Annotated in this window: 26 protein-coding genes; 10 read left to right on the top strand and 16 right to left on the bottom strand. The window is 64.4% G+C overall.

Annotated elements, in window-relative coordinates:
• The first annotated feature begins 140 nt into the window (after window positions 1-140).
• Window positions 141-317: a hypothetical protein gene (locus RCH10_RS12985; RefSeq protein WP_409052666.1), complete on the top strand. Its 177-nt coding sequence runs from the start codon at window positions 141-143 to the stop codon at window positions 315-317.
• Between the two features lie 11 nt (window positions 318-328).
• On the opposite strand, the gene RCH10_RS12980 is transcribed toward RCH10_RS12985, so the two are convergent.
• The 5 genes from RCH10_RS12980 to RCH10_RS12960 form a co-directional block, all read right to left on the bottom strand.
• Window positions 329-1,531: an OmpA family protein gene (locus tag RCH10_RS12980; RefSeq protein WP_409052665.1), complete on the bottom strand. Its 1,203-nt coding sequence runs from the start codon at window positions 1,529-1,531 to the stop codon at window positions 329-331.
• Window positions 1,528-3,252, bottom strand: a complete 1,725-nt coding sequence (locus tag RCH10_RS12975; protein ID WP_409052664.1) for a serine/threonine protein kinase — start codon at window positions 3,250-3,252, stop codon at window positions 1,528-1,530. Before RCH10_RS12975 ends, RCH10_RS12980 begins: the two co-directional genes overlap by 4 nt.
• A gap of 205 nt (window positions 3,253-3,457) precedes the next feature.
• The gene (locus tag RCH10_RS12970) at window positions 3,458-3,850 is read right to left on the bottom strand and encodes a hypothetical protein (RefSeq protein ID WP_409052663.1); all 393 of its coding nucleotides are present in this window, start codon (window positions 3,848-3,850) and stop codon (window positions 3,458-3,460) included.
• Window positions 3,851-4,055: 205 nt separating this feature from the next.
• A complete protein-coding gene (locus tag RCH10_RS12965; protein ID WP_409052662.1) occupies window positions 4,056-4,403 on the bottom strand; it encodes a hypothetical protein in 348 nt (115 codons plus the stop codon).
• A 63-nt stretch (window positions 4,404-4,466) separates the two neighbouring features.
• Window positions 4,467-5,273, bottom strand: a complete 807-nt coding sequence (locus RCH10_RS12960) for a PPK2 family polyphosphate kinase (RefSeq protein WP_409052661.1) — start codon at window positions 5,271-5,273, stop codon at window positions 4,467-4,469.
• Window positions 5,274-5,369: 96 nt separating this feature from the next.
• Between RCH10_RS12960 and RCH10_RS12955 the strand changes: the two genes are divergently transcribed.
• A complete protein-coding gene (locus tag RCH10_RS12955; protein ID WP_409052660.1) occupies window positions 5,370-5,711 on the top strand; it encodes a hypothetical protein in 342 nt (113 codons plus the stop codon).
• Between the two features lie 23 nt (window positions 5,712-5,734).
• On the opposite strand, the gene RCH10_RS12950 is transcribed toward RCH10_RS12955, so the two are convergent.
• The 3 genes from RCH10_RS12950 to RCH10_RS12940 are packed head-to-tail and all read right to left on the bottom strand — an operon-like array spanning window position 5,735 to window position 8,270.
• On the bottom strand, window positions 5,735-6,157 hold the full coding sequence (locus RCH10_RS12950; RefSeq protein ID WP_409052659.1) for an RNA-binding S4 domain-containing protein: 423 nt from the start codon (window positions 6,155-6,157) through the stop codon (window positions 5,735-5,737).
• Between the two features lie 2 nt (window positions 6,158-6,159).
• On the bottom strand, window positions 6,160-7,596 hold the full coding sequence (locus tag RCH10_RS12945) for a sensor histidine kinase (RefSeq protein WP_409052658.1): 1,437 nt from the start codon (window positions 7,594-7,596) through the stop codon (window positions 6,160-6,162).
• On the bottom strand, window positions 7,593-8,270 hold the full coding sequence (locus RCH10_RS12940; protein ID WP_409052657.1) for a response regulator: 678 nt from the start codon (window positions 8,268-8,270) through the stop codon (window positions 7,593-7,595). Before RCH10_RS12940 ends, RCH10_RS12945 begins: the two co-directional genes overlap by 4 nt.
• A gap of 135 nt (window positions 8,271-8,405) precedes the next feature.
• On the opposite strand from RCH10_RS12940, the gene RCH10_RS12935 reads away from it, so the two are divergent.
• From RCH10_RS12935 to RCH10_RS12925, 3 genes are all read left to right on the top strand, one after another.
• A complete protein-coding gene (locus RCH10_RS12935) occupies window positions 8,406-9,368 on the top strand; it encodes a Bug family tripartite tricarboxylate transporter substrate binding protein (RefSeq protein WP_409052656.1) in 963 nt (320 codons plus the stop codon).
• A gap of 166 nt (window positions 9,369-9,534) precedes the next feature.
• The gene (locus RCH10_RS12930) at window positions 9,535-10,092 is read left to right on the top strand and encodes a tripartite tricarboxylate transporter TctB family protein (RefSeq protein WP_323496941.1); all 558 of its coding nucleotides are present in this window, start codon (window positions 9,535-9,537) and stop codon (window positions 10,090-10,092) included.
• A gap of 1 nt (window position 10,093) precedes the next feature.
• Window positions 10,094-11,602 (top strand): tripartite tricarboxylate transporter permease, encoded by a 1,509-nt coding sequence (locus RCH10_RS12925; protein WP_409052655.1) that lies wholly within the window; start codon window positions 10,094-10,096, stop codon window positions 11,600-11,602.
• On the opposite strand, the gene RCH10_RS12920 is transcribed toward RCH10_RS12925, so the two are convergent.
• The 8 genes from RCH10_RS12920 to RCH10_RS12885 form a co-directional block, all read right to left on the bottom strand.
• Complete coding sequence (locus tag RCH10_RS12920) at window positions 11,599-12,093, bottom strand: hypothetical protein (RefSeq protein ID WP_323496943.1); 495 nt, start codon at window positions 12,091-12,093, stop codon at window positions 11,599-11,601. The genes RCH10_RS12925 and RCH10_RS12920 overlap by 4 nt on opposite strands.
• 35 nt (window positions 12,094-12,128) lie before the next feature.
• Complete coding sequence (locus RCH10_RS12915; RefSeq protein ID WP_409052654.1) at window positions 12,129-12,497, bottom strand: hypothetical protein; 369 nt, start codon at window positions 12,495-12,497, stop codon at window positions 12,129-12,131.
• Between the two features lie 102 nt (window positions 12,498-12,599).
• Window positions 12,600-15,707, bottom strand: a complete 3,108-nt coding sequence (locus tag RCH10_RS12910; RefSeq protein WP_409052653.1) for an efflux RND transporter permease subunit — start codon at window positions 15,705-15,707, stop codon at window positions 12,600-12,602.
• A gap of 12 nt (window positions 15,708-15,719) precedes the next feature.
• Window positions 15,720-16,847: an efflux RND transporter periplasmic adaptor subunit gene (locus tag RCH10_RS12905; protein WP_409052652.1), complete on the bottom strand. Its 1,128-nt coding sequence runs from the start codon at window positions 16,845-16,847 to the stop codon at window positions 15,720-15,722.
• Complete coding sequence (locus tag RCH10_RS12900) at window positions 16,844-18,397, bottom strand: efflux transporter outer membrane subunit (protein WP_409052651.1); 1,554 nt, start codon at window positions 18,395-18,397, stop codon at window positions 16,844-16,846. Before RCH10_RS12900 ends, RCH10_RS12905 begins: the two co-directional genes overlap by 4 nt.
• Before the next feature lie 50 nt (window positions 18,398-18,447).
• Complete coding sequence (locus RCH10_RS12895) at window positions 18,448-19,227, bottom strand: CerR family C-terminal domain-containing protein (protein WP_409052650.1); 780 nt, start codon at window positions 19,225-19,227, stop codon at window positions 18,448-18,450.
• 198 nt (window positions 19,228-19,425) lie between these two features.
• Window positions 19,426-19,878 carry a putative toxin-antitoxin system toxin component, PIN family gene (locus RCH10_RS12890; protein ID WP_409052649.1) on the bottom strand — a complete coding sequence of 151 codons (453 nt, stop codon included), beginning with the start codon at window positions 19,876-19,878 and terminating at the stop codon, window positions 19,426-19,428.
• A 5-nt stretch (window positions 19,879-19,883) separates the two neighbouring features.
• Complete coding sequence (locus RCH10_RS12885) at window positions 19,884-20,135, bottom strand: type II toxin-antitoxin system Phd/YefM family antitoxin (RefSeq protein WP_323496950.1); 252 nt, start codon at window positions 20,133-20,135, stop codon at window positions 19,884-19,886.
• A 136-nt stretch (window positions 20,136-20,271) separates the two neighbouring features.
• Here RCH10_RS12885 and RCH10_RS12880 point away from each other — a divergent pair, with 136 nt between their 5' ends.
• From RCH10_RS12880 to RCH10_RS12860, 5 genes are all read left to right on the top strand, one after another.
• Window positions 20,272-21,831, top strand: a complete 1,560-nt coding sequence (locus RCH10_RS12880) for a sigma-54 interaction domain-containing protein (protein ID WP_409052648.1) — start codon at window positions 20,272-20,274, stop codon at window positions 21,829-21,831.
• A gap of 203 nt (window positions 21,832-22,034) precedes the next feature.
• Complete coding sequence (locus tag RCH10_RS12875; protein WP_323496952.1) at window positions 22,035-23,243, top strand: substrate-binding domain-containing protein; 1,209 nt, start codon at window positions 22,035-22,037, stop codon at window positions 23,241-23,243.
• A gap of 8 nt (window positions 23,244-23,251) precedes the next feature.
• Window positions 23,252-24,034 (top strand): ABC transporter ATP-binding protein, encoded by a 783-nt coding sequence (locus RCH10_RS12870; RefSeq protein ID WP_409052647.1) that lies wholly within the window; start codon window positions 23,252-23,254, stop codon window positions 24,032-24,034.
• Entirely contained in the window at window positions 24,031-24,768 is a 738-nt protein-coding gene (locus tag RCH10_RS12865; RefSeq protein ID WP_409052646.1) for an ABC transporter ATP-binding protein, read from the top strand. Before RCH10_RS12870 ends, RCH10_RS12865 begins: the two co-directional genes overlap by 4 nt.
• 5 nt (window positions 24,769-24,773) lie before the next feature.
• Window positions 24,774-25,766, top strand: a complete 993-nt coding sequence (locus RCH10_RS12860; protein ID WP_409052678.1) for a branched-chain amino acid ABC transporter permease — start codon at window positions 24,774-24,776, stop codon at window positions 25,764-25,766.
• Window positions 25,767-25,768: the final 2 nt, after the last annotated feature.

Genomic DNA, 25,768 nt, shown 5'->3' with positions numbered 1-25,768 from the left:
AAGAAAGACGCCTACCTGGCGGTCGTGGAACCGGGTTTTGGCCCGATCGGCGCGCAGACCCAGTCGATCAACAAGGCGCAGTTCATCGCCACGCTAACCAAGACGTTCTGACAGCGCAAGAGCAATCCTGAGGCCGAACGATGATCTGGAAGGCAGATGTCGCGTCGGCGTGCTTCTGGATCGCGGCGGGTGTGATCTGGGCTGCCATTCTGGTCGAGCACTGGGAGAACATAGACCTGCTTTTTCTTGTGTCGCTGCTACTGCTCGTGTGGTTGCTCCGCCGCACGATAGAGCGGTTGCGAACACTTGCCCGGTAACGCCAATCAGCTCACTTACCGCACTCCACGATGCTGAATTCGACCCGTCGATCCGGTGCGTCGACCACGTCGTCGGTACCGCTGCCGACGATGTTCTGCTTGGAGCCCATGCCGATCGCACGGGTGCGTTTGACCATGTCTGCCGAGTCGGCGCCGAGGCGCTGCTTGATGAACGCTGCGCGCCTGAGCGACAGGGTTTCATTGGCGTCTTCGGTGCCGGTCTTGCTCGTGTGGCCCACAACGTCCATGCAGACCTTGGTGCGGCTGGCCTGGCGTGCGATTTGCCGTAGCCACATGGCGTAGGCACCGGTCAGTTTGGGGTCGGCCCAGAACTCGGTACTGCCGGGATTGAAAAGGAATTTGACGCCGAGCTGGTTGGTGGCGATGCCATACGCAACGAGTCGCCCGAAGGTTTCTTCGGCTTCGGTCGTCATGCCCAACTTGCTGACGCTCAGATAGATACCCGTGAGCACACGGATCTGGTCGCCTGCGGGCGTCGCAAGCGCGCTGCGGTATTGCCCCAGTGCCTCGCGATAGCGTGCGGCGTTGTAGAGCGTCGTGGCGTCGTTGATGACGGTGGCCGTGGCGATGCGCTCCATGTACGTAGCGTCGGCTTTTTGTCCTGCCGGCGTGGCGCTGGTGAGCACGTAGCCATCGGTGACCTTGTCCTTGATGAGCACCGGGCTGTCGCGGTAATAGGGCAACGGGCTCATGTCCACGCCTTCTTTCCTCGCGACTGCGGATGAGTGCGCGACCACCACGCCGCCTTTGATGTCGACCAGCGCCAGGTCGATGCGATAGGTGTTCTGCACGCGCACCAACGTGCCGACCAGCAGGTACTGCGCCTTGGCCAGGCTGGCCGCCTGAAACGGAAGCACCTCGATCTGTTCGAAGTTGCGCGGCACGCGCTCGGTGATCGTGCGGTCGAGCTGTTGCGTTGCTGCGGTCTGCTGGCCGCTGGCCGCATCGAGCGTGGGGTCGAGCGCGACGGCCTGCTTGCTGCGCCGGGCCATGAAGCCCATCGCGTCTTGCGACTGTTGAAACAGCGAGTCCGTGGCCGCGGCGATGGCCTGGTCGAATTGCAGCGGTTCATTGCTTGCGACCGGTGTGGTGGTGCTGCAGCCCGCAATGGCGATCGCAAACACGGCGCCGAAAAACAGCCGCGGCAGAGTCGTAGAAGCAAGCTGAGACAGGAAGGGAAAACGGGAACTCATCGGCATTCTTTTTTCAGGTAAGCGACTTCGTCAGCAGTCAGGGTGTCGAGTGAAGATTTCTGAATGATCTCGGCGCAGCGTTGCGGTCGCACCGGGGCCTTGCGAAGCGAAGCGGGCTCCGCCTCGAATTCAGTGCGGGATGCCGTGCGCGGTTCATCGACCGAAGCGATGACCGTCGCCGGCTTCTTGCGCTCGGGGACAGACGGCGCCGCCATGCGCACCGCAGAGCGCGGCGTGGCCGCCAGCGCGATAGGCGTCGCAGTGTCGGGTATTGCAGTGACGGGCGTTGCAACCGCCTGCGCCTGCGCTGGTGCTGGTGCTGGTGCTTCAGTTACAGCGATCGCGCTGACTGCTTTGACCACAGTGGGTGCGACTGGCGATTGCGTTACGGGCGCGGGCGAGCTAGTCACTTCAGCCGCCGACGTGCTGAGGTCCGGCTGCCGTGAACCGCTGCTGTGCATCGTCCAGAACGTCGCACTGCCGACCAGGAGCAGGCATGCGGTAGCGGCGAGATAGACGCGACGATGGGAGCGTTTGACGGCGGACTGCGGCACGTCGGGTTGTGACGATGGCGTCGGGTCGGCGGCCGACTCTTCGATCGATACCTGGGCCGCTTCCGGAGTGTCCTCGGCCTTTGGCGCGTCGGCCTGTTGCGGCGCATCCGAGATCGCCGCCACTTTGGCAACCTTCCCCGCATCGAGCAACGCTCGAAACTCCGCTATGTCTTGCGGCCGCGCCTCGGGCCGCACCGACAAGGCGAGGTCGACGGCGCGCAGAAAGTTGTCGCTGTATTTGCCGGCGTGTGTCACCGCCAGCGGCCGCAGCGTGTCGCTCACCACGCGCACCACAGACGCCGTCGGGGCTCGGCCGGTGATCGCGTAATGCACGACACCTGCCAGCGCATACAGATCGGTCCAGGGCCCTTGCTGCAACTCGCCGCCGTATTGCTCGATCGGTGCAAAGCCGGGCTTGAGCACGGCGGTCAGCACCTGCGTCATGTCGCTGATCACGCGCCGTGCCGCGCCGAAGTCGAGCAACACCGGGCCCGACGTCGTCAGCAAAATGTTGTCGGGGGAGATGTCACGGTGATAGCAATGCTCGCGATGCAGCACCGACAGCGCATCGAGCAGAGGCTCCAGCCACGCGCGCAGTTCTGACTCGGACGCCGTGTTGCCGGCGGTCGCCAGCGTTGCCTTGAGCGTCGGCCCTTCGTAGAAAGGCATCGCCATGTACGCAGTGCGATTCGCCTCCCAGAACCTGAACACCTTGACCAGCGCCGGGTGATCGAAGCGTGCCAGCAGACGCGCTTCGTTGACAAAGCTCTTCAGGCCGGCGTCGAAGGTGCCGCGATGCCGGTCGGACCGCATCGACACTTCGAGCGACGGATTGGCCCGTACCGCCAGCGACGTCGGCATGTATTCCTTGATGGCCACATGCCGCTCCAGCGCGACATCCCATGCAAGGTAGACGATACCGAAACCGCCTTCGCCGATCGATCTGACGATGCGAAAGCCTTCGATGAGCGTGCCATCGGGCAAGGCGTGCTCTGCAAATTCGGTGAATTCCGGGCGCTCGTGATCGACATGGTCGTCCGCTGCCCATTCGGCGGTGCGCTGGACGCGAAGTGTCGCGGCGTGGCCCATCTCGGTATTGGCCATGTCTGCAATGGCGTTCTCTTCACGGTCGACAAGGGTGGCCGATAGGGAGGTGACGCACTTCATGCAGAACTTGGCGAGCGACCAGTTATGCGCACCGCAATTTGGGCAGATCACGGCGATTGCGACCGCAACGACGGCATTTGCGAGGTGTGCGGCAAATTCGGCATGCGGGCAGTTTCGCCGCGTGTTGACAAGGAGTCGCGTGCATATCTCACGCGAAGATACATAAATTCACAATTCCGACGAACGGTGTCGAAACGCGTCGTTATCAGTCTTTTTGGTCCGTTAGGATCGATGCAGCGCGATAGGCGGAGCGGCCCGCCGTTTTTGTGTACGCAACCAGCGTTTTCCACTGACGTTCGCGGTCTTGCGGGGAAAGATCACCACCTTGGTTAAGGAGCACCTGACTCACTTCGAGTAGGGCGATCGCCGATGTCAGGCAGAAGTGGACCGCGGTGTCTTCGGGGTTGGCTTCGTACCGTGCCCGCTCCGATTGCAATGCCATGGCCTGGTCTATCTCGCTCATCGACAGCAGCATCGTCGGTCCGTAGAACGGGACTTCGGTGCGGTCCACAGGCGCAGCGCCAAGCACCTTGTCGAGCTCGGCGAGCGCCCGCTCTATGCCGGTCAATTGGTCCTGTCTGCTGGTCATCGCGCTCATGGCATCGAGAATTGTGTTACGAATTACAACCGGAATCGTGCTTCGCCTGGCCTGGGGCCCGTGCAGGCGGTCAGGAGGAACGCGTGTAGGCAACGCGGAACAAATCAGATCGATGGACGAACCTCGATGACCGCATTTCCAGATACGCCTGCATCCCCCCGACTGCGGCCGATCTGCAGTGGCCCTCAGTTGAGGACCGGATCGCTCACGCAGCGGCGTTGTTGTTCGCGCCGGCGCTGGCAGCCTCCGCCTTGGCCTCGGCAAGCTTTGCTTCTAGCCGTTTGCGCCGCGCCACCTCTTCGGCAAGCACCTTGCCGACGTCTTCCAGGTCGTCGACGCATTCCTGCACTTTGGTCTCTAGCGCCTCGTTCTTTTCGAGCGCGAGCGCCAGATCGCCAGTAAGCGCCTCGACTGGCACTTCCTGCTGAAGCACGGCGTTGGTCACGGCCAGCTCGTTCACGCCGGCACTCAACTTCTCTTGCGTTTCTTGCGTTTGCGCCAACGCCTTCTCTATGGGCGAAGACGCACTTGGCGAATGGGGCTTGTCGGACACGGTGGTACTAAGTTGAATTTGGAAAGGCAGAACCATACACTCCAGCTCGCCGCGGTCGTGTGATTATTTGACAACAAGTCCCTTGAGCGCGGGGTTCGCCGGCGGCGCAGTGGGATTCATCTGCGTGAGCGTCTTGACCAGCAAGCGCGCGATCATCAGATTGCGGTGCAACTTGCTGTTGGCCGGTACCACGTACCAGGGCGCATACCCGGTCGATGTCGCTGCCAGCGCGCGGCTGTAGGCGCGCTGGTAAGCGCTCCATTTCTCGCGAACGATGAGATCGTCGGGGCTGAACTTCCATTGCTTGCCCGGTGTGTCGACGCGTGACTGCAGGCGCACGCGCTGTTCTTCCTTGCCTATGTGCAGCATGCACTTGACGATCACGGTGCCGTTCTCGGTCAGCAGCCGCTCGAAGTCGTTGATCTGCGCGTAACGCTTTCGGGTGACATCCTTGTCGATCCATGCTTCGACCACCGGCACGAGCACGTCTTCGTAGTGGCTGCGGTTCCATACCGCGAGCTCGCCATTGCGTGGCACGACCGCATGGCAGCGCCACAAAAAGTCGCGCGCTTTTTCTTCGTCGGTCGGCGCCTTGAAGGCCGCGACACGTACGCCGAGTGGCGTGGTGCGAGAGAACACCCAGCGAATCGTGCCGTCTTTGCCGCTCGTGTCGGTGCCTTGAAGCACCAGCAGTACTTTGCGCCGACCCTCTGCGTGCAGCAGGTTTTGCAGCACGTCGAGTTGCACTGCAAGTGCATCGAGTTCCTTTTTTTGCGCGTCGTCGCTGCCTGCCAGGAAGGGCGTATCACCAGGGTCGATGTCGGCCAGCTTGAAGTTGTCGCCGACGCGGTAGGTCTTGAAGCTCTTCATAAGCGCTTTCTTCTTCTGTGCAAAAACTGACAGCGTAAGGGATGCGCCCGCAGTATCGTCAAGCGGCTTTGTGTTTGGTGTCAGGGAGAAACAATCATGGAATCAAAATTCCGATCTTTGCGTTTGCTGTTGCTTTCGCTCTGCGCATTTGCTTGTGCAGCGTGCCAGTTCCGCGGCGACGTCCGTCCGCTTTCAGCAGACATCGCGGCACCGCCTCGCTTCTATGAGGCCATGCCGGCTTGCCGGGCGGCCGGCGCACGATTCGCGCTCGGCAAGGTGGTCAACGGACCGCTTCTCGAAGAGATACGCCAACGCGCCGATGCACGCACGGCGCGCACCGTTCTCCGGTCGGACGCGAGCGTATTGCCCTTCGACGAGAGCCGATTGAATGTCGACGTCGAGAAGAACGGCCGCATCTTCGGCACCCGCTGCGGCTGACCTTGCAGCCTCGAGCGTCGGCATCAAGTGTCGATATCGTCTACGCTGGCGCTCCAACGAGCGCCCCATCCGCCAGAGGCATCGTCGAGCTGACGTCGGTCGCGCTTCGTCGGCCGGCCCTGTTCCAGACTCAGCCCTGGCTCCGTCCCCATGCGCCGCAGTTCTCGCGCCTTCGTCTGTGCGGCCAGGCTGTCGGCCGTTTCCACATAGAGCTGTTGCGCGATCGGTGCCGAGCCGCGTTGTGCGCTGATGCCGCGCACCTGGACCACACGCGTCATTGCGCCTAGCCGGATACCGACCGTGTCGCCCGCCTTCACCTCACGCGACGCCTTGGCGATGTCGCCGTTGACCTGCACGCGGTTCTTGCCGATTTCATCGGCGGCAAGCGACCGAGTCTTGAAGAAGCGCGCGGCCCACAGCCATTTGTCGATTCGCAAACGATCCATCGTCATCCTTGTGTGTGCTCCTTGCGCGGCAACCGCACTTTTGCATCGAGGCCGACCACCTGGCCGTCCTGCACTCGATTGTCCAGCGTCAGACTGCCGCCCAGCGCCATCACGATTTCCCGACAGATCGTCAGACCCAGGCCCGACCCGCTGGCCGCGTCGCCGGCGGAAAACGGCTCGAACAGGCGCTGCCGCAGTTCGGCCGAGATGCCCGGCCCTGAATCGACGACCGCCAGCACGGCATGGTTGCTTTCCACATGCACCCGCACCGCCAGCAAACCGCCTTCAGGGCTGTGCTTGATGGCGTTGTGCAGCAAATTCCGCGCAAGCTCCTGCAGCATCCACAGGTGCGCATGCACGGGCGCCGGCTCGGCGTCGAGCTCGAACTCCAGCGCCTTGGCGGCGATCAGGGGCGACACGTCGATGGCAACTTGCCGCACCACCTCGTCCAAGGCGAGAGTCGCCGACTCCGGCCTTTGACGCAACTGTTCGACCTTGGCGAGCGACAGCATCTGGTTGGCCAACAACGTGGCGCGCTCGACCGTCTGGTTGATTTCGTCGAGGGCCTGACGCGGGTCGACGTCGCCGCGACGCGCCGATTGCACCTGCACTTTCAGCACCGCGAGCGGCGTGCGCAGCTGATGGGCGCTGTCGCGCACGAAGCGCTTCTGATGATCGAGCAAACGCTGCAGCCGGCCCATGACGCGCGTGGTCGCGTCGATCAGCGGGCGCAACTCGCGTGGCGCGTCGGGTGCGTGGACGGGCGACAGATCGTCTGCGGCGCGAGCCTCGATCGCTTCGCCGAGTTCGCGTACCGGACGCGTTGCGCGTTGCACCACGAGAATCGTCACGCCGGCGATCACACCGAGCAACAGCAGTTGACGCCACAACGTGTCGACCAGGATCTTGCGCGCCAATGTCTCGCGCAGCTCCAGTGTTTCAGCCACCTGCACCACCGCCATGCCGCGCCCATGCTCGCTCGCCACCGGCTGCAGCAGCACCGCGACACGCACCGGCTCGTCGCGAAATTGGGCATCGTAAAAGTCGACCAGCGAGGCATAGGCGCTGAGGTCGGGAATGCGTCCGCGCCAGAACGGCAGGTCGGCAAAGCCGGACACCAGCTCGCCGTCGATGGCCGACACCCGATAAAAGAGCTTGCTCTTGTTGTCGGCCTCGAAGGCCTCGAGTGCGGAATAGGGCACCTTGGCGCGAAGCACCGAATGCTCGTCGTAGCCCTCGACATCCAACTGCTCGCCGATGGTCTTGGCCGACGCCAGCAAGGTGCGGTCGTAAGCCGTCGTGGCGGCAGCCAGCGTCTGGCGGTAGAGGCTCACCGAGTTGATGACGATGAACAGCGCCACCGGCGCCAGGATGCCGAAGAGCAGCGTCGCTCTTAGCGACAACGATCGCGAAAGCGACGTCGACAAAGACCGCGTCATGCCTCGCGCAGCAGATAGCCAAGCCCGCGCAGCGTCATCAACACCGCGCCCGTGCCGACCAGCTTCTTGCGCAGCCGATACACGACCACCTCGATGGCCTCGTACTGCACCTCTGTTTCCCCGGGAAACACCAGCTCGAACAGACGTTCCTTGGTCACGGCATGACCGGGCTTTTCCATCAGCACCTTCAGCAAGCCGAGTTCGCGCGGCGTGAGTTCCTGCACTTCGGCGCGGTGATAGATGGCGCCACTCTCCAGTTCGTAGCGCAGTGCGCCGACCTGCTGCGGATTGATCGGTGCGTCGACGCCGGCGTTCTGATGGCGACGTCGCAGTGCGCGCAATCGCGCTTCCAGCTCGTCCAGGTCGAAAGGCTTGGGCAGGTAGTCGTCAGCGCCTGCGTTGAGGCCGACGATGCGGTCGCCCACCGTGCCGCGCGCGGTCAGCAGCAGCACGGGAGTGCGCAAGCCGGCGGCACGGGCCTGCGCCAGAACCTGCAGGCCGTCGAGGTTGGGCAAGCTCAAGTCCAATGCGACCACGTCCGGTTCGAGCGCACGCCATTGCTCCAGCGCCTGTGCGCCATCGCCGCAGACGCGAACGTCGATCTGCCGGCGCGCGAGGGCGCGCTGCAGCGTGGTCTGCATCGTGGGATCGTCTTCGACGAGCAGCAGTTTCATGCCTCGGGGTTTGGTGTTTTCCCCAATGTGACGGACAGCCAACTGACAGCGGGGCGCCGCATGATAGCGGTGTTCAGCCTTTACTCAGCTTCTGTTCAGGTTCTATTCGGGTTCATTGTCGAAGGAGACATCAACATGCGTCGCGATACCTTTCTGAAATCCCTGGCCGCACTGGCCGCTTCCAGCGCCTTGCCGATGTCGGCCTGGGCGGCGGCAGCCAACGTCAAGATGATGATCCCGGCCAACCCGGGTGGCGGCTGGGACACCACCGGCCGCGCACTGGGCAAGGCGCTGACCGACGCCAAGGTTGCCGACACGGTGACCTACGACAACAAGGGAGGCGCCGCAGGTGCACTGGGCCTCGCGCAGTTCGTCAACGGCTCCAAGGGCGACCCGAACGCGCTGATGGTGATGGGTGCCGTCATGCTGGGCGGCATCATCACCGGCAAGCCACCGGTCAAGCTCGAATCGGCCACGCCCATCGCGCGCATCAGCAGCGAATACAACGTGTTCGTGCTACCGGCCAATTCGCCGCTCAAGACCATGAAGGACGTGGTCGACCAGCTCAAGAAAGACCCGGGCAGCGTCAAGTGGGGCGGCGGCTCGCGCGGCGCTACCGAGCACATCGCCGCGGCCATGATTGCGCAGAAGGTCGGCGCCGATCCGTCCAAGATCAACTACGTCGCGTTCCGCGGCGGCGGTGAAGCGACTGCGGCCATCCTGGGCGGCAACGTCACGGTCGGTGGAAGCGGCTACAGCGAATTCGCCGAGTACATCAACGCCGGCAAGATGAAGGCGATTGCCGTCACCTCGGCCCAGCGCCTGCCGGGCGTCAACGTGCCGACGCTGAAAGAGCAGGGCATCGATGTCGAGATCGGCAACTGGCGCGGCGTGTACGGCGCTCCAGGCATCACGCCGGACCAGAAGAAGGCGCTGACCGACATGGTGCTGGCCGCGCTCAAGTCCGCCGCTTGGGCCGAGGCCCTCAAAAAGAACGATTGGACGCCGTCCGTACTGTCGGGTGATGCGTTCGCCAAGTTCGTCGACGACGACTTCGCGAGCCTTCGGGCGATCATGGCCAAGTCCGGAATGATCTAAAGGCCTTAGCTCGCCCCCAGGTCGCTGCGCACTTCGTGTCGCGACTCCCACCCCCTGACTGGGGGCGACACCAGCAGTCCGGTAAAGCCGGTCCTGCGGTGTCTCTGGAAGGGAGCGCTTGCGCCTTTGGCGCTTTGGCGCTCTCGGTTGAAACCTTGAGACGAATATGACAACAACAGAGCCTTCGGCCTTTACTCCCCTTGATGCCGAACCGCCGCGTGGGCCGGTCGCCGTATGGCCGCAAACCTTGGTCGGTATTGGCGTTTTGTTGACCGGACTGGCGCTCGGGTTCGGGGCCATCGGCATTTCTTCGGAAGCGGGGTACGGCGGGGTCGGGCCCAACTTCTTGCCTTGGCTGGTGTCTATCGTGCTCACGATTTGCGGGGGCTGGATCTTGTGGGAGGCACGCCGTGGCGGCTTTCGTGAGCTCGATGCGCCTTCCGGTGCGGAGCACGCTTACTGGGCCGGGTTCGTCTGGGTCTCGGCGGGGTTGCTGCTCAACGCGGCGCTCATCACCACGCTGGGGTTCATCGTAAGTTGCACGCTGTGCTACGTGCTGGCAGTACAGGGCTTGCGGCGCGCCAGCGGAGTGGCTTCGAGCTCACCGCGCACCTGGGCGCTGGACGTCGTCACGGGTGTGCTCATCGCCGCGCCCGTGTTCTGGACCTTCACGCAATTCCTGGCGATCAATCTGCCGGGCCTCACTTCGACCGGGTGGCTCTGATATGGAAATCTTCAACGCCCTGATGCATGGGTTCGCGCTCGCGATCACCCCTGTCAATCTGCTCTGGTGCCTGGTCGGCTGTGCGCTCGGCACGGCGGTTGGTGTGCTGCCCGGCATCGGCCCTGCAGTCGCGGTGGCGATGCTGCTGCCCATCACGTCGAAGGTCGACGTCACCGCCTCGATGATCTTTTTCTCGGGCATCTATTACGGCGCCATGTACGGCGGCTCAACCACCTCCATCCTGCTGAACACGCCGGGCGAAACCGCCAGCATGGTGACGGCCATGGAAGGCAACAAGATGGCCAAGAGCGGCAGGGCAGGCGCAGCGCTCGCGACCTCGGCCATCGGCTCTTTCGTGGCGGGCACCATCGCGACCGTGATCGTCACGCTGTTCGCGCCGTTCGTCGCGGAGTTCGCGGTCAAGCTCGGTCCGCCCGAATATTTCCTGCTGATGTTGCTGGCCTTCACCACCGTGAGCGCGGTGCTCGGCAAGAGCACGCTGCGCGGCATGACGGCGCTCTTCATCGGGTTGGCGGCAGGTTGCGTCGGCCTCGACCAGATCTCAGGCCAGGGGCGTTACACCGGCGGTGTGCCCGAGTTGCTCGACGGCATCGAGATCGTGCTGGTCGCGGTCGGCTTGTTCGCCGTGGCAGAAGTCTTGTATGCGGCGCTGTATGAAGGCAGGGTCGTCGAAGCGCAGAACAAACTCAGCCGCGTGCACATGAGCAAGAGCGACTGGAAGCGGTCGATTCCTGCGTGGCTGCGCGGCACCGCCATCGGCGCGCCGTTCGGTTGCATTCCGGCAGGCGGCACCGAGATACCAACCTTCCTGAGCTATGCCGTCGAAAAGAAGATGGCCAAAGGCGAGGTCAGGAAGGAGTTCGGGACACGCGGTGCCATCGAAGGCGTGGCTGGTCCTGAAGCGGCCAACAACGCGACGGTGACCACCGCGCTGATCCCCTTGCTCACGCTCGGCATCCCGACCAGCAACACGACCGCCATCCTGCTCGGCGCGTTTCAAAACTACGGCATCCAGCCGGGCCCGCAACTGTTCACCACGTCGGCTGCGCTGGTCTGGGCGCTGATTGCCTCTCTCTATATCGGCAACGTGATGCTGCTGGTGCTCAACCTGCCGATGGTCGGCCTGTGGGTCAAGCTGCTGAAGATCCCCAAGCCGCAGCTCTACGCCGGCATCCTGATCTTCGCGACGGTCGGTGCTTACGGCATGCGCCAAAGCGCGTTCGACCTGTTCCTGCTCTACGCCATCGGCATCCTCGGCGTGCTGATGCGTCGCTTCGACTTCCCCACCGCGCCGGTGGTGGTCGGGATGATCCTGGGCCCGCTCGCAGAAGCGCAGTTACGCAACGCGATGTCGATCGGCGAAGGCAGTGCGGCGGTGTTCTTCCAGCGTCCGATGTCGATCGCGCTGATCGTCGTCGTGGTCGCGGTTCTGGTGTTGCCGCGCCTGGCCAAGCGCATGAGCCAGCGCAAGGCGCGGGCGCTGGCCTAACGCCGCACGTACCAGGCCAGCGCCGCGACAACGGCCACGATCGCGATCCAGAGCGACCAGCTCGACAGCACACCGCCGCCAGCGCGGTGCGACTGATAGTTCTCGAGCCGCGCTGGAAGCGTGCGCACCTCGTCGAGCGACCTGTTCGGAAGCAGCCGGTCGTCGCGGTCGATTGCGATCAGCAACGGCTCCAGCAGCAGTCGCTCGCGATCGCCGTCCAGCGACAAGTGGTCGGTGTTGCCATTGGCGGTGCGCTGCGCCAGCAACTGCCCTGCGGGCGTCAGGCCGATGTTTTCGCCAAGGATCGAAAGAGCGCCGTGCTCGATGAGCGCATCTAATCCGCGCCGAACCGCCGGCCGTTCGGCGACCGGCACGGTCAACTGCAGTCCGGTGCGCGAAGTTTTTGAGGAATGAGCTTCACCGCATCGCTCCATCACTATGCCGATCAGCACGCCCGCGAAAGCTTCGCGCTCCGTCAACATTTTTTGCATCGTGGCAGTCCTCTTCCTGAAACCCAATTGGAAAACTAGCGCGGCGTGGCGGTGCCGTCCGATGGCGCAACGATGGTGGCGCGCCCGTCGCGCGACGTGGTCGTGTCGTCGTCATTCGGTGGCGTCGAGCCGACAGGCGCTACCACCGTAGCCCGGCCGTCGGGGGTGGTGGTCGGCATATTGACCGGTGGCCCGCCGTTCGTGCGGTCCAGTTGCCGGCCCGCCATGCGCACACAGCCGTTGCGCTCCGGCGCTGGCAAGCTGCCGTCGTTGCACACCGCGAGAGCTCGTTGGTAGCGCTCTTGCGCTACGGCGTCGGTCGATTGGGCCCAGGCGCCCGACGCAGCGAGCGAGCCCAACATGACGATGCCACATAGGGCGTTGCGCAGTTGCTGGCGATTCATGGATGGCCCCGCTTCCAGTTTTCAAAAGCTGGACAGTGCACGATGATCCGCCCCAGCGGAGTGCGAAGGCGCTGCGTTCGCGAGTAGGCAAAGTGCGCGCGTTTACGCTGGATCGGGCGGGTGCCCGCGCAGGCGGCGCGCGGTTCGCTTCAGCCAATGCTCGATGTCGTCGATGTAGGTGAAAACGGCAGGCACCACGAGCAAGCTGAGCACAGTCGAGGTGATGAGGCCGCCGATCACCGCGATCGCCATGGGCGAACGAAAGCTCGAGTCGGCCGCACCGAAGCCGACTGCGATCGGCAGCATACCGGCGCCCATCGCGATGGTGGTCATGATGATCGGCCGCGCCCGCTTGTGGCATGCATCGCGCAGCGCGTCCCAGCGGCTCATGCCGGCAACGGCTGGCCGGCCGTCGCATCCGTCATGACCACGTCGCGCGACGATGGCGTACTCCACCAGCAGGATCGAGTTCTTCGTCGCCACGCCCATCAGCATGATCAAGCCGATCAACGACGGCATCGACAACGCCTTTTGCCCGATGAGCAAGCCGACGAAGGCGCCACCGAGTGCCAGCGGCAGAGCGCACAAGATCGTCACCGGATGCAGGAAGTCCTTGAACAGCAGCACCAGCACGATGTAGATGCACAGCACGCCGGTCAGCATCGCCAAGCCGAAGCTCGCGAACAACTCGGTCATGACCTCGGCGTCGCCAACTTCGGTCACGCGCACGCCGGGCGGCAAGTTGCGAATCGACGGCAGCTTCATCGTCGCTTCTTTCGCATCGCCCAGGCCGACGCCCGACAGTTCGATCTCGAAGTTGACGTTGCGTGAGCGGTCGTAGCGGTCGATGACGGCAGGGCCGCCTTCCACCGTCAGGTTGGCGACCTGGCCGAGCATCACCGGTCCGCGCGCGCTCGGCACCGACAGGCGTTCGAGCAGAGCGAGGTTCTGCCGCGCGGAATCTTCGAGCTTGACCACGATCGGCACCTGACGCTGCGCCAGGTTGAGCTTGGGCAGCGACACGTCGTAGTCGCCGAGCGTTGCCACGCGCAGCGTCTCGCCCATCGCCGCGCTGGTCACGCCGAGGTCGGCGGCGCGGGCGAAATCGGGCCGCACCGAAATCTCGGGGCGGATCAGGCTCGCCGTCGAGGTGATGTTGCCGAGGCCCGGGATGGTACGGAGGTCGCGCTCCACCGCGCGCGCTGCGGTCGTCAGCGCGGCCGGATCGTCGCCGCTCAACGCCAGGATGTACTTCTCGCCCGAGCCGCCGAGCCCGACCGTGCTGCGCACACCGGGCAGCGTTTCGAGCGCGTTGCGAATCTGGTTCTCGATGACCTGCTTGCGCGGCCGGTCGCCGCGTTCGTCGAGCTTGATCGTCAGCGTCGCCTTGCGCGTTTCGGGTGTTCCGAAGCTGGCGAACGGGTCGCCGCCCGCGCTGCCGCCACCGATGGTGGTGTAGACACTCTTCACATGCTTGATCGCCATCACGCGGCGCCGTGTTTCTTCGGCCATCACAGTGGTCGTTGCCAGCGTGGCGCCAGGAGCGAGCGAGATATACACCTGCGTCTGCGAGTTGTCGTCCGGCGGAATGAAGCCGGTCTTGAGCAGCGGAATCATCGCGATCGAGCCGAAGAAGAAGAGCGTTGCCAGCGCCATCGTCTTGAAGCGGTTCTTCATGCACCACTCGGCGGTGCGCATGTAGATCGTGAGCCAGCGCGCTTCTTTTTCTGCCGTCACGATCGGCTTGAGCAAGTAGGCCGCCATCATGGGCGTCAGTACGCGCGCGACGACCAACGATGCGAAGACGGCGAGCGATGCGGTCCACCCGAACTGCTTGAAGAACTTGCCTGCGACACCGCTCATGAAAGCGGTCGGCAAAAACACCGCGATGAGCGTGAAGGTGGTGGCGATCACGGCAAGCCCGATCTCGTCGGCCGCCTCCATTGCAGCGTCGTACGGGCTCTTGCCCATGCGCAGATGCCGCACGATGTTCTCGACCTCGACGATGGCGTCGTCGACCAGGATGCCGATCACCAGCGACAGCGCCAGCAGCGAGATCACGTTGACCGAAAAGCCCAGCAGGTGCATGCCGATGAACGCCGGAATCACCGACATCGGCAGGGCGACGGCGGACACGAAAGTGGCGCGCCAGTCGCGCAAGAAGAGCCACACCACGATCACGGCCAGGATGGCACCTTCGTACAGCAGGTGCAGCGAGCCTTCGTACTCATCCTTGACCGGCTCGACGAAGTTGAAGGCTTCGTTGAGCTGGATGTCGGGGTGTTGCGTGCGCAGCTCGGTCAGCGATTTTTGGACCTCGGCGCCGACGTCCACTTCGCTGGCGCCGCGGCTGCGCGCCACCTCGAATCCGACCACCGGCTTGCCGTCCAGCAGCGCGGCAGCGCGCGGCTCGGCGATGCCGTCGATCACGCGCGCGACCTGGTCGAGCCGGATGCGACGACCGTCGGACAGCGCGATCTGCAGGCTGCCCAGCTCGCTCGCGCTCTGCACCGTGGCCAGTGTGCGCACCGGTTGCTCGCTGCCGCCCAGGTCGGTACGGCCACCGGCGCTTTCTGTCTGCACCTGGCGCAACTGGCGCGAGATTTCGGCCGCACTGGCGCCGAGCGCCTGCAGCTTGGCAGGATCGAGGTCGACGTTGACCTGCCGCGTCACGCCGCCCACGCGATTGACCGCACCGACGCCCGGCAGGGCCAGCAACTTCTTCGTCACGTCGTTGTCGACGAACCAGCTCAATGCTTCGGGGTCGAGCTTGCTCGATGCGATCGTGAAGGCCAGCACCGGTTGCCCGGCCAGGTCGAGCTTGGTGACGACCGGATCGCGCACGTCGGCGGGCAGGTCGGCGCGCACGCGCTGCACGGCAGAGCGCACATCGTCGACGGCTTCCTGCACGGGCTTTTCAAGGCGGAACTCGACGATGAGCGTGGCCGCGCCGTCCTGCACCTTGGTCGTGATGTGCTTCAGGCCGGTGATCGTCGCGATCGAGTTTTCCAGCTTGCGCGCGACGTCGGTTTCGAGCTGCGACGGCGATGCGCCCGGCAACGCTGCCGACACGGTGACGGTCGGCAGATCGATGTCGGGAAAGTTCTGCACCTTCATCGCGTTGAAGGACAGCAGGCCGCCGAAGGTGAGCAGCACGAACAGCATCACCGCGGGAATCGGGTTGCGGATGGACCAGGCCGAAACGTTCATGGTGGTCGTTCCTTATTTGGCCGCAACCGGTGTCGCATCCACCACGCGCACCAGATCGCCGTCGTTCAAGAAACCCGCGCCCTGCACGACGACCTTGGCATCGGGCGGCAGCTTGGTCGTGATCTCGACCCGATCACCGACGCGGCGACCGGTCTCTATCTTCAGCTGCGACACCCGGTTGTCCGGCTGCAGCAGCAGCAGGTAGTTGAACCCGTCGCGCGGCACGATGGACGCCTGCGGCACGGTCGTTGCGCTGCTTTGCCCCAGCAGGAAGTCGCCGCGCGCGAACATCCCCGCCTTGATGCCGGTGTTCTGCAGCACGTTGGGGATGTCGACGTAGACCAGCGCGTTGCGCGTTTGCGGATCGACCGTCGGCGCCACCGCGCGCACCTTGCCCGGCACCTGCGCGCCGCTCGCGCTGACGACTGTGACCGGCGTGCCGACCGCGATGCGGCCCAGCTCAGCGGAAGTAACTTCGGCGCGCCACTCGAGCCGCCCTTGCCGGATCATCTTGAAGAGCTCGGCGCCGGCGGACACCACGCCGCCGACCGTTGCCGTACGCGCGGAAATCACGCCGTCGTCGGGCGCCAGCACCTGCGTGTTGCCCTTGCGAACCTGTTGCACCGCGAGCGCTGCTTCAGCCGCTTCGACCTTGGCCCTGGCGGTCTCGGCCGTGGTGCGGTACTGGTTGATCTGCTGCTGGCTGAGCGCGCCGGTTTGCTCCAGCGTGCGGGCGCGTGCGGCATTGCCGGCCGCGTCGGCGGCGGTGGCGCGCGCTTCGGCCAATGCTGCACGAGACTGCGCCACGTCGGCATTGACTGTCTCTGGCGAGAAGGTCGCCAGCACCTGGCCCTTCTTGACGATGTCGCCCACGTTCACTCGCACTTCGGCAAGCCGCAATCCGTTCGACTCGGAGCCGACGCTGGCCTCTTGCCATGCGGCGACACTGCCGTTGGCGGCCAGCGTCATCGTGAGTTCGCTCGATTCAGGCTGCGCGACCGTCACGCTCAACGACGGCTTGGGCGCAGCCGTTTTGCTCTTCGCTTCCGTGCCGGCCTTGCTACGCGTGAGCATGAAGGCGGCACCGCCAACGAGCACGAGGGCCGCGACGACGAGGGTGATGAGGGTCGAGCGTTTCATTGTTTTTCTCGTGGCGACGCCGCCGTTGCATTGGAGGGTGAAGCCGAAGTCGATGCGGCGCTTGAAATGGTTGTCGAGGCGCGCGTCCAGCCACCGCCGAGCGAGCGGTAGAGCGACACCCAGGCGTCGGTCCGCTCGCGCTGCAGAGACACGCGTGCTGTCTGCGCAGTGAACAAGGTGCGACGCGAATCTTCGAGTTCGAACAGGCTGGCCAGGCCACTGTCGTAGCGCGCCTGCGTTGCGTTGAACGAGGCCTGGTAGTTCTGCACCGCGCTGTCGGCGTCGCCGGTGCGCGCGCTGGTCGCGTCGAGGTTGACCAGTGCTTCTTCGACCTCGCGCACGGCCGTCCGCACGTTGGCGCGGTATTGCGAGACCGCCTCGGCGTAGCGCGCACGTGCGGCATCGGCATTGGCCACGCGTGCGCCACCGTCCAGCAGTGGAAAGGTGAGCGTGGCAGGGCCCAAGGTCCAGGTGTTCAAGGCTTCGCTGAAACCCGACGTGGCGTAGCGCACGCGGCCGATCGAGCCCGACAGCGTGAGTTTGGGATAACGCTCGGCCTCGGCCGAACCGACATCCGCACTCGCAGCTGCGACGGCCAGCTCCGACGCATACACGTCGGGCCGCTGCGCCAGTGCCTCGGCCGGCACGCTGGCGACCGGCTGGATCGCGGGCAGCGCGAGTTGCACCGGCGCTGCGGCCAGACGCGGTTCGAGCGCGCGCTCGTCGATGCCGCTGAGCGCTACCAACGCCTTGCGTTGCACGGCGCACGTCGCGCGTTGTTGCGTGAGCCGCGCCGAACTGTCGGACGCGCTGGCGCGGGCCAGTGCCGCATCCGCCGGCGCAGTGAAGCCTGCGCGCGCCGACAGGTCGGTGAGCCGCGCTGTTTCGCTGCGCGAGCGGGTGTCGTTCTCGGCGACCGCCAACTGCAGCCTGCAAGCGCGCTCCGCGAAATAGGCGTTGGCCGTTTCAGCCGCGACCGATACGCGTGCGTCGTGCCATTTGGCCGTCGCGCTTTCGTCGCGCTGCACCGCGGCGTCACGGTCGGCACGCAGGCGGCCGAACAGGTCGACCTCCCAGCGCGACTGCAGGCTCGCTTGCAGCGTGGTGATTGCGGGGCTCGCACCGGAAGCGCCGGGCGCGGAGCTGGTCGCCGCGCCCGTCGTCCCGGTTGTCGCCGTGCTGCCAGCGGCGCCGGTCGTGCCGACACCGCTGCTGCCGAATGCGCTGTTGCTTCGGGTGCCGGTCAGGCTGCCGTCCAGGCTCGGCAGCAACACGGCACCGGCGGCGATGCGCGTCGACCGCGCCTCTGCCACGCGTGCTCCCGCACTCGCGAGGTTGGGGCTGGCGGCCTCGGCGGCTTCGATCAGCTCGACCAGCAGCGGATCGTCGAGTTGGCGCCACCAGTCGGCGAGGGCGATGGTCGACCCGCCGTGCGGCATGGGCGCATTCCACTGCGCGGGCGTGGGAGCGGCAACTTGCGCAGGCGGGCGCATGAGGCCGCAGCCTGTCAGCGTCAGCAGCAGAGTCAGGGACAGAGCGGGCAGACCCATTGGCAGGCTTGCGGCCGCGCTACCTGGCGTATCGGGTCGAGTGTTCGGTCTCATCGGGCAGGCTGTGGTTTGAGCGCGATGCGCTTGGATGGCGTCCGCTTTTTCAAATGGGAGGGTGCTTGCGCGGGAGGGTGCGCAAGAGATTCGGCACGACGCGCATCCGTGCGTCGCTGCGTCTCGGCGTCGACCATCGCGATGGCGAAAGTGACCAGCCTGTCGGACCATGTGTCGATGTGTTGCGGCGTGTCGAGCAGCGAGGGTGCGAGCGCATCGATGATGTCCTGCATCACGAAGAGCTGCATCGCGAGGCCGCTCACCGCCAGCGCGAGCCGGTGTACGTCGTCGTCTGGCTGCGTGAGCTGCAGATGACGGCCCAGCACGCGTACCAACGCGTCATGCGGTCCCTTGATGTCGCGGTCGAACTCGGTCGGCCACTGCGTGGTCGGTTCGATCATTTCGCGCAGGTGCAGTCGCATGCACTGCCGCACGATCTCGCCGTGTTTGAGTGGTTCGACGTACGCGGTCATGAAGATGCGCAATGTCTGCTCTATCGGTAAGCCGGGCACGTCGATCAGCGTGATCAGGTCGCCAGCATTGCCACCCATCGGCTCGGTGAAGGTGGCCGAATAGAGGCCTGCCTTGTCGCCGAAGTAGTAGCTGATGGCGGCGATGTTGGCGCCGGCCGCGAGGGCGATCTCGCGGGTCGAGGTCTTGGCGAACCCCTTGGCAGCGAAGAGCGCGAGGGCCGCGTAGAGGATGCGCGCGCGGGCTTCGGCGCCGTCACTGCGCTGGACGCGGGCGGAAAGGGCTTGGTGGGTGGGGGCGCTCATGAACGCCGGGTTTTAACATATAGATCAATCGATTGATTTATCTATGTGCAAAAGGCGCGCTTGCCCGTAGCAGGCTGCTGAATGTTGTTTTCGAATCGAAACTTTGACCCAATAAAGGGTGGTCGACGCCCCGGCTGTGTCGGAAAAACGGCTTGTAGTCGGTTCCCGAGACACGGCTTTGCTCCTTCGAAGATGCAATCACGAACCGCCAGCAAAGGCCGGCAATGCCAGCGCATCGGCCGGAGAAACGATAGTGACATTAGCGGGTGCCATGTCTTGCGCCAGTACCAGCAGGTCTTTGTCGCCGGTCACCAGCCAAGCAGGCTGGGCAGCCAGTGCTGCGTGAAGAAACTTGTCGTCGTCGACATCGCGACATAAGGCCTCTGCGGCGATCTCGGGCTTGACTTTTACCCATTGCGCCACTGCGTCCAGATCGGCCAGCAAGGCGCGGCGCTGGTCCATCGAAATGTAGCGATCGAACTTCGGTCGCCACAGGCGGTCTTTGAGTTCGTCGAAAGTTGCTTCTGAAAACACCGGCTGACAGTGGCGGATGACCTTGCGAGTGATTTGAGCAGGGGCGCCCGCCAAACTGATCAGGCCACTGATCCAGACATTGGTGTCGATCACAACGCTGATGCCCGGCGTTCGCACCCCGGTTAGCTCTTGGCGGCCAGCAGTTTCGCCAGCGTTTCTGGCGTCAGCCCCGCGCGCTCCGCCGCGACGGCGGCTTCGTCCATTGTGCGCAGCAGGCGGTCGGCATAAAACGCTCGCATGGCCTCGAAATCCTGCACGCTGACCATCACGCCCACCATGCGGTCGTGCTTGAGCACACCCACAGGCGCACGCTGCGCGCGATCGAGGAATTCCCCGAATCGAGTCTTGGCTTCGTTGGCGGTAAAGGTTTGCATGGGGCGCTCTTAGCGTGACGTCGAGCAGGATAATTTAGTTGGATCGTTCGATTTGGTCAAATCATTCGATATTCGGCTTTTGATACCCGCATGAACTTCAGGCGTAGCGCAGCCACTGTCTCGCTACGATCCCGCCATGCCCGCCCCTCCAGCCCCTGCCGCTTCAGCCACGCCACCCGCGCTGCCCCTCGACGCCAACGCCATCCTCGCCCTGGCAGCCCGGTCGATGTTCCACCTCTTCTCCAGCATCAGCCAGGGCATGTTCCTGGTCGACCGGAGCGGGCGCATCGTTTGGGTGAACGAGGGCTACAAGCGCTTTCTGCCGGCGCTCGGCTTCGCGTCGGTCGACCAGTTTCTCGGGCAGATGGTCGAAGACGTCATCCCCAACACGCAGATGCGGCAGGTGTTGGAAACCGGGCAGCCCATCCTCATCGACCTCCTGACCAACAAGGCGGGCACTTTCGTCGTCAGCCGCATACCGCTGCACGAAGAGCGCGAGGGCGACGCGGGTTATGTCCTGGGCGATGTGATCGGCGCCATCGGCATCGTGCTGTTCGACCAGCCGGAGACGACGCTGCAGCCGCTCATCAGCAAGTTCGCCTTGCTGCAGCGCGACCTCGACGACGCGCGGCGCGAGCTGGCGACGCAGCGCAACCATCCGCTGTGGAAGCAGGCCGGTACCGATGGCCAGCGTCGCGCCAAGCACACGTTCGCGAGCTTCATCGGCAGCAGTCCGGCAGCTGTTGACATCAAGCGGCATGCGCGGCGCGCGGCGCAGTCGTCGAGCCCGGTGCTGCTGCTCGGCGAGACGGGCACCGGCAAGGAGTTGCTGGCGCACGCCATCCACGCGGCGTCGGCGCGGGCGCAAGGGCCGTTCGTCAGCCTCAACATCGCGGCCGTGCCCGACACGCTGCTGGAAGCGGAGTTCTTCGGCTTTGCGCCCGGCGCGTTCACCGGCGCTGACCGCAAGGGGCGCGAGGGCAAGTTCAAGCTGTCCGACGGCGGCACGCTGTTCCTCGACGAGATCGGCGATATGCCGCTCGGCCTGCAGGCCAAGCTGTTGCGCGCGCTGCAAGAAGGCGAGATCGAACCGCTGGGTTCCAACAAGCTGATCGCTTTCGATGCGCGGGTGATCGCCGCCACCTCGCGCGACCTGGCTGCGCTGGTGCGAGAGGGGCGCTTTCGCGAAGACCTTTACTACCGCCTCAACGTCTTGCCGTTGCGCGTGCCGCCGCTGCGTGACAGGCGCGCAGACATCCCGGCGCTGGTCGAAGCACTGGGCGACGACATGGCGCAGCGAAGTGGCGAGGCGCCTCCCGAACTGCTGCCCGATGCGCTGGCGCTGCTGGCCGCGCAGCACTGGCGCGGCAATATCCGCGAGCTGCGCAATGTGCTGGAACAGGTCGCTATGCGCAGCGATTCGACGCGCATCGACGCGGCCGAGATCAAGCGCGTGCTGGCCGAAACGGGTGTTGAAAAGATAGCGGCGCCTGAGGTGCCATTGCAGGCTGAAGACGATGTCGACGGCACGCGCTTGTTGCGGCCGCTGTCGGAACAGATCGCCGAACTCGAGCAACGCGCGATCGCGGCGGCGATGGCGAGCACCGGCGGCAACAAGCTGGCGGCGTCGCGGTTGCTCGGCATCTCGCGCGCCACGCTGTACGACCGCATGACGGTCATGGTCGACGTACGCTGATCGTTCGAACGCCGGGCGAGCCATGCGGCCGCCCGCTGGAAAACCCTGACTGCCGATCGGACAACTGCATGAAATGCAGGCGTTTTGGCTGTCTGTTGCACGAACGAAAGCGTCAGCTTTCAAATGAATGACCCGTGTAAACAAGCGTTTCCGCGCTGGCATGAACTGTGCAATATTCAGCCATCATTCCACGGAGACAAAAGATGAATCGTCGCAACACCGTCGCGCTCGCGGCCGCCTTTGGCGCCATCGGCACGCTCGCCATGCTGGGTCAGACGCCGGCCTTCGCGCAGTCCGGCAAGGACATCCGCATTGCCCACATCTACAGCAACACCGGCCCGCTCGAAGCCTATGGCAAGCAGACCGCGATCGGCTTCAACCTGGGCCTTGAATACGCGACCGGCGGCACGATGATGGTCAACGGCCGCAAGCTGGTCGTGATGGAAAAAGACGACCAGGGCAAGCCCGACGTCGCCAAGTCTTTGCTCGCCACGGCGTACAGCGACGACAAGGCTGACCTCGCCGTCGGCACCTCGTCGTCAGGCGCTGCGCTGGCGATGCTGCCTGTCGCGGAGGAGTACAAAAAGATTCTCGTGGTCGAGCCCGCTGTGGCCGATTCGATCACCGGCGACAAGTGGAACAAGTACATCTTTCGCACCGCGCGCAACAGCTCGCAGGACGCCATCAGCAACGCGGTCGCGCAAGACAAGGAAGGCACGTCGATCGTGCTGATGGCGCAAGACAACGCGTTCGGGCGCGATGGCCAGACAGCCTTCAAGGAAGCCATCAAGAAGGCCAAGATCGTGGGCGAGGAATACCTGCCGCCGGCGACCACCGACTTCACCGCGGCTGCGCAACGCGTGCTTGAAAAATTCAAGGGCGTGTCGGGCCGCAAGGTGGTCTACATCGTGTGGGCCGGCGCGGCCAATTCGTTCAAGGTGTCGGACCTCGGCTTGAAGAGCGCCGGCATCGAGATCGCGGGCGGCGGCAACATTCTGCCGGCGCTGGTCAACTACAAGCCGTTCCCGGGCATGGAAGGCTCGATCTACTACTACTTCGGGATCCCGAAGAACGCGACCAATGAATGGCTGGTCGCCAACCACTACAAAAAGTACAAGGCACCGCCTGACTTCTTCACCGCAGGCGGCTTCGCGGCGGCCACGGCCATCGTCACCGCGCTCAAGAAAACGGGTGGCGACACCGGCACCAACAAGCTCATCACCACCATGGAAGGCATGAGCTTCGATACGCCCAAGGGCACGATGACTTTCCGCAAGGAAGACCATCAGGCAATGCAGTCGATGTACCACTTCAAGATCAAGATCGACCCGGCATTCGCATGGGGCGTGCCGGAGCTGGTGCACGAAATCAAGCCTGAAGAGATGAACATCCCCATCAAGAACAAGCGCTGAGTCGGCTCTTGCTCGAAACGAAAAATCTGACCATCCGCTTCGGCGGTCACGTGGCGGTCAACGCGGTCTCGTGCGCTTTCGCGCCGGGCACGTTGACGGCCATCGTCGGCCCCAACGGTGCGGGCAAGACCACCTACTTCAACCTGATCTCCGGGCAGCTCAAAGCGAGCGCCGGCACGGTCTCGCTCGATGGCCGCGTGCTGTCGGGACTGTCGCCTTCCGAGCGCACGCGTGCCGGTCTCGGCAGGGCGTTTCAGTTGACCAATCTGTTTCCCAACCTGAGCGTGCTCGAAAACGTCCGGATCGCGGTGCAGGCTGCACGCGAAGGCGCGCATCGGCGCGGCTTCAATCTGTGGAGCATCTGGAGCGATCACAAGGCGCTGACCGATCGCGCCGACCAGATCTTGGCCGACGTGTCGCTCAAGGCCAAGGAATACGCGGTGGTGTCCAGCCTGCCGCACGGTGATCAGCGCAAGCTCGAAGTCGCGTTGCTGATGGCACTCGAACCCAAGGTCTTCATGTTCGACGAACCCACTGCCGGCATGAACGCGGCCGAAGCGCCGGTCATCCTGGATCTGATCCGCAAGCTCAAGCAGGACAAGCGCAAGACCATCCTGCTGGTCGAACACAAGATGGACGTGGTGCGCGAGCTGGCCGACCGCATCATCGTGCTGCACAACGGCACGCTGGTGGCGGACGGCGAACCGGCTGAAGTGATCGCATCGCCGATCGTGCAGGAGGCGTACCTTGGTGTTGCTGCAGGTTCGGCCGCCGTGAAGGAAGCCGCATGACCAATCTGCTCGAACTGAAGGGCGTGCACACGCATATCGGCGCGTACCACATCCTCCACGGCGTCGACCTCGTGGTGCCGCGCGGCCAGCTCACGATGCTGCTCGGCCGCAATGGTGCGGGCAAGACGACGACGCTGCGAACCATCATGGGACTGTGGCAGGCCTCGCAAGGTACCGTGCGCTTTGGCGCGGGGCAGGGCGATGGTCAAGACATCACGCACCTGTCGACACCTCAAATCGCCGAGCTTGGCATCGCCTACGTTCCTGAAACGATGGGCATCTTCTCGGACCTGACGGTGAAAGAAAACATGGTGCTCGCGGCACGCAGCGCAAAGCGCGCATCGGACATCGACACGGTCCGGCTCGAATGGATCTTCAAGCTGTTCCCAGCGGTCGAGAAGTTCTGGAATCACCCCGCCGGCAAGCTGTCGGGCGGCCAAAAGCAGATGCTCGCGGTATCGCGCGCCATCGTCGAGCCGCGTGAACTTCTCATCGTGGACGAGCCGAGCAAGGGACTCGCGCCGGCCATCATCAACAACATGATCGACGCCTTCGCGCAGCTCAAGGCGAGCGGCGTGACGGTGCTGCTGGTCGAGCAGAACATCCACTTCGCTCAGCGCCTGGGCGACAGCGTGGCGGTGATGGACGACGGCCGTGTGGTGCACGCGGGATCGATGGCCGAGTTCTCTGCAGACACTGCTTTGCAGCAGTCGCTGCTGGGATTGGCACTGTGAAGTCCATCGCTGTGAAATTCGAACTGGATTTCGACTGGAAGCCGCTGTTGCTCGTGCCGGTGTTGGCGCTCGTCGCCTTGCCTCTCGTCGGCACTCCATCGACATGGCTCACGCTCACCATCGCCGGCCTTGCGATGGGGATGATCATCTTCATCATCGCGTCGGGGCTCACGCTGGTGTTCGGGCTGATGGACGTGCTCAACTTCGGTCACGGCGTGTTCATCGCGCTCGGTGCCTATGTCGCGACCACCGTACTCGGCGGCATGCAGGACTGGACCAGTGTCGACTCGCTCGGCCGCAATCTCGTCGCGCTGCTGCCGGCGTTGCTGCTCGCCATGCTGGCGGCCGGTGCGCTGGGCGTGGTGTTCGAGCGCTTCATCGTGCGGCCGGTGTACGGCCAGCATCTAAAGCAGATCCTCATCACCATGGGCGGCATGATCATCGGCGAAGAGCTGATCAAGGTGATGTGGGGGCCGCAGCAGATTCCGTTGCTGCCACCCGCAGCGTTGCAGGGCACGGTGTTCTGGCTCGGCGCTTCGATCGAAAAATACCGGCTGCTGGCGGTTGCAATCGGTCTGGTCGTTTTCCTCGCGCTGGCCTGGACGCTGTCGCGCACCAAGATCGGTCTCTTGATCCGCGCCGGCGTGCAAGACCGCGAGATGGTCGAGTCGCTGGGCTACCGGATCCGGCGCCTCTTCATCGGCGTGTTCGTCGTCGGCAGCGCGCTCGCGGGCCTGGGCGGCGTGATGTGGGGCATGTTCCAGCAGAGCGTGGTTCCGCAGATCGGCGCGCAGGTCAACGTGCTCATCTTCATCGTGATCATCATCGGCGGGCTGGGCTCGACCGGTGGTGCGCTCATCGGTGCGTTGATGGTTGGGCTGATGGCCAACTACAGCGGATTTCTGGCGCCGAAGGTGGCGCTGTTCTCCAACATCCTGCTGATGGTCGGCGTGTTGTTATGGCGGCCGCAGGGCGTCTATCCGGTAGCGAATCGATGAGG

Source organism: Variovorax sp. GrIS 2.14, from assembly GCF_046115955.1.
GTDB lineage: Bacteria > Pseudomonadota > Gammaproteobacteria > Burkholderiales > Burkholderiaceae_C > Variovorax.
The sequence above is the reverse complement of the archived record's forward strand: the minus strand, read 5'-3'. Positions and strand labels throughout refer to the sequence as shown.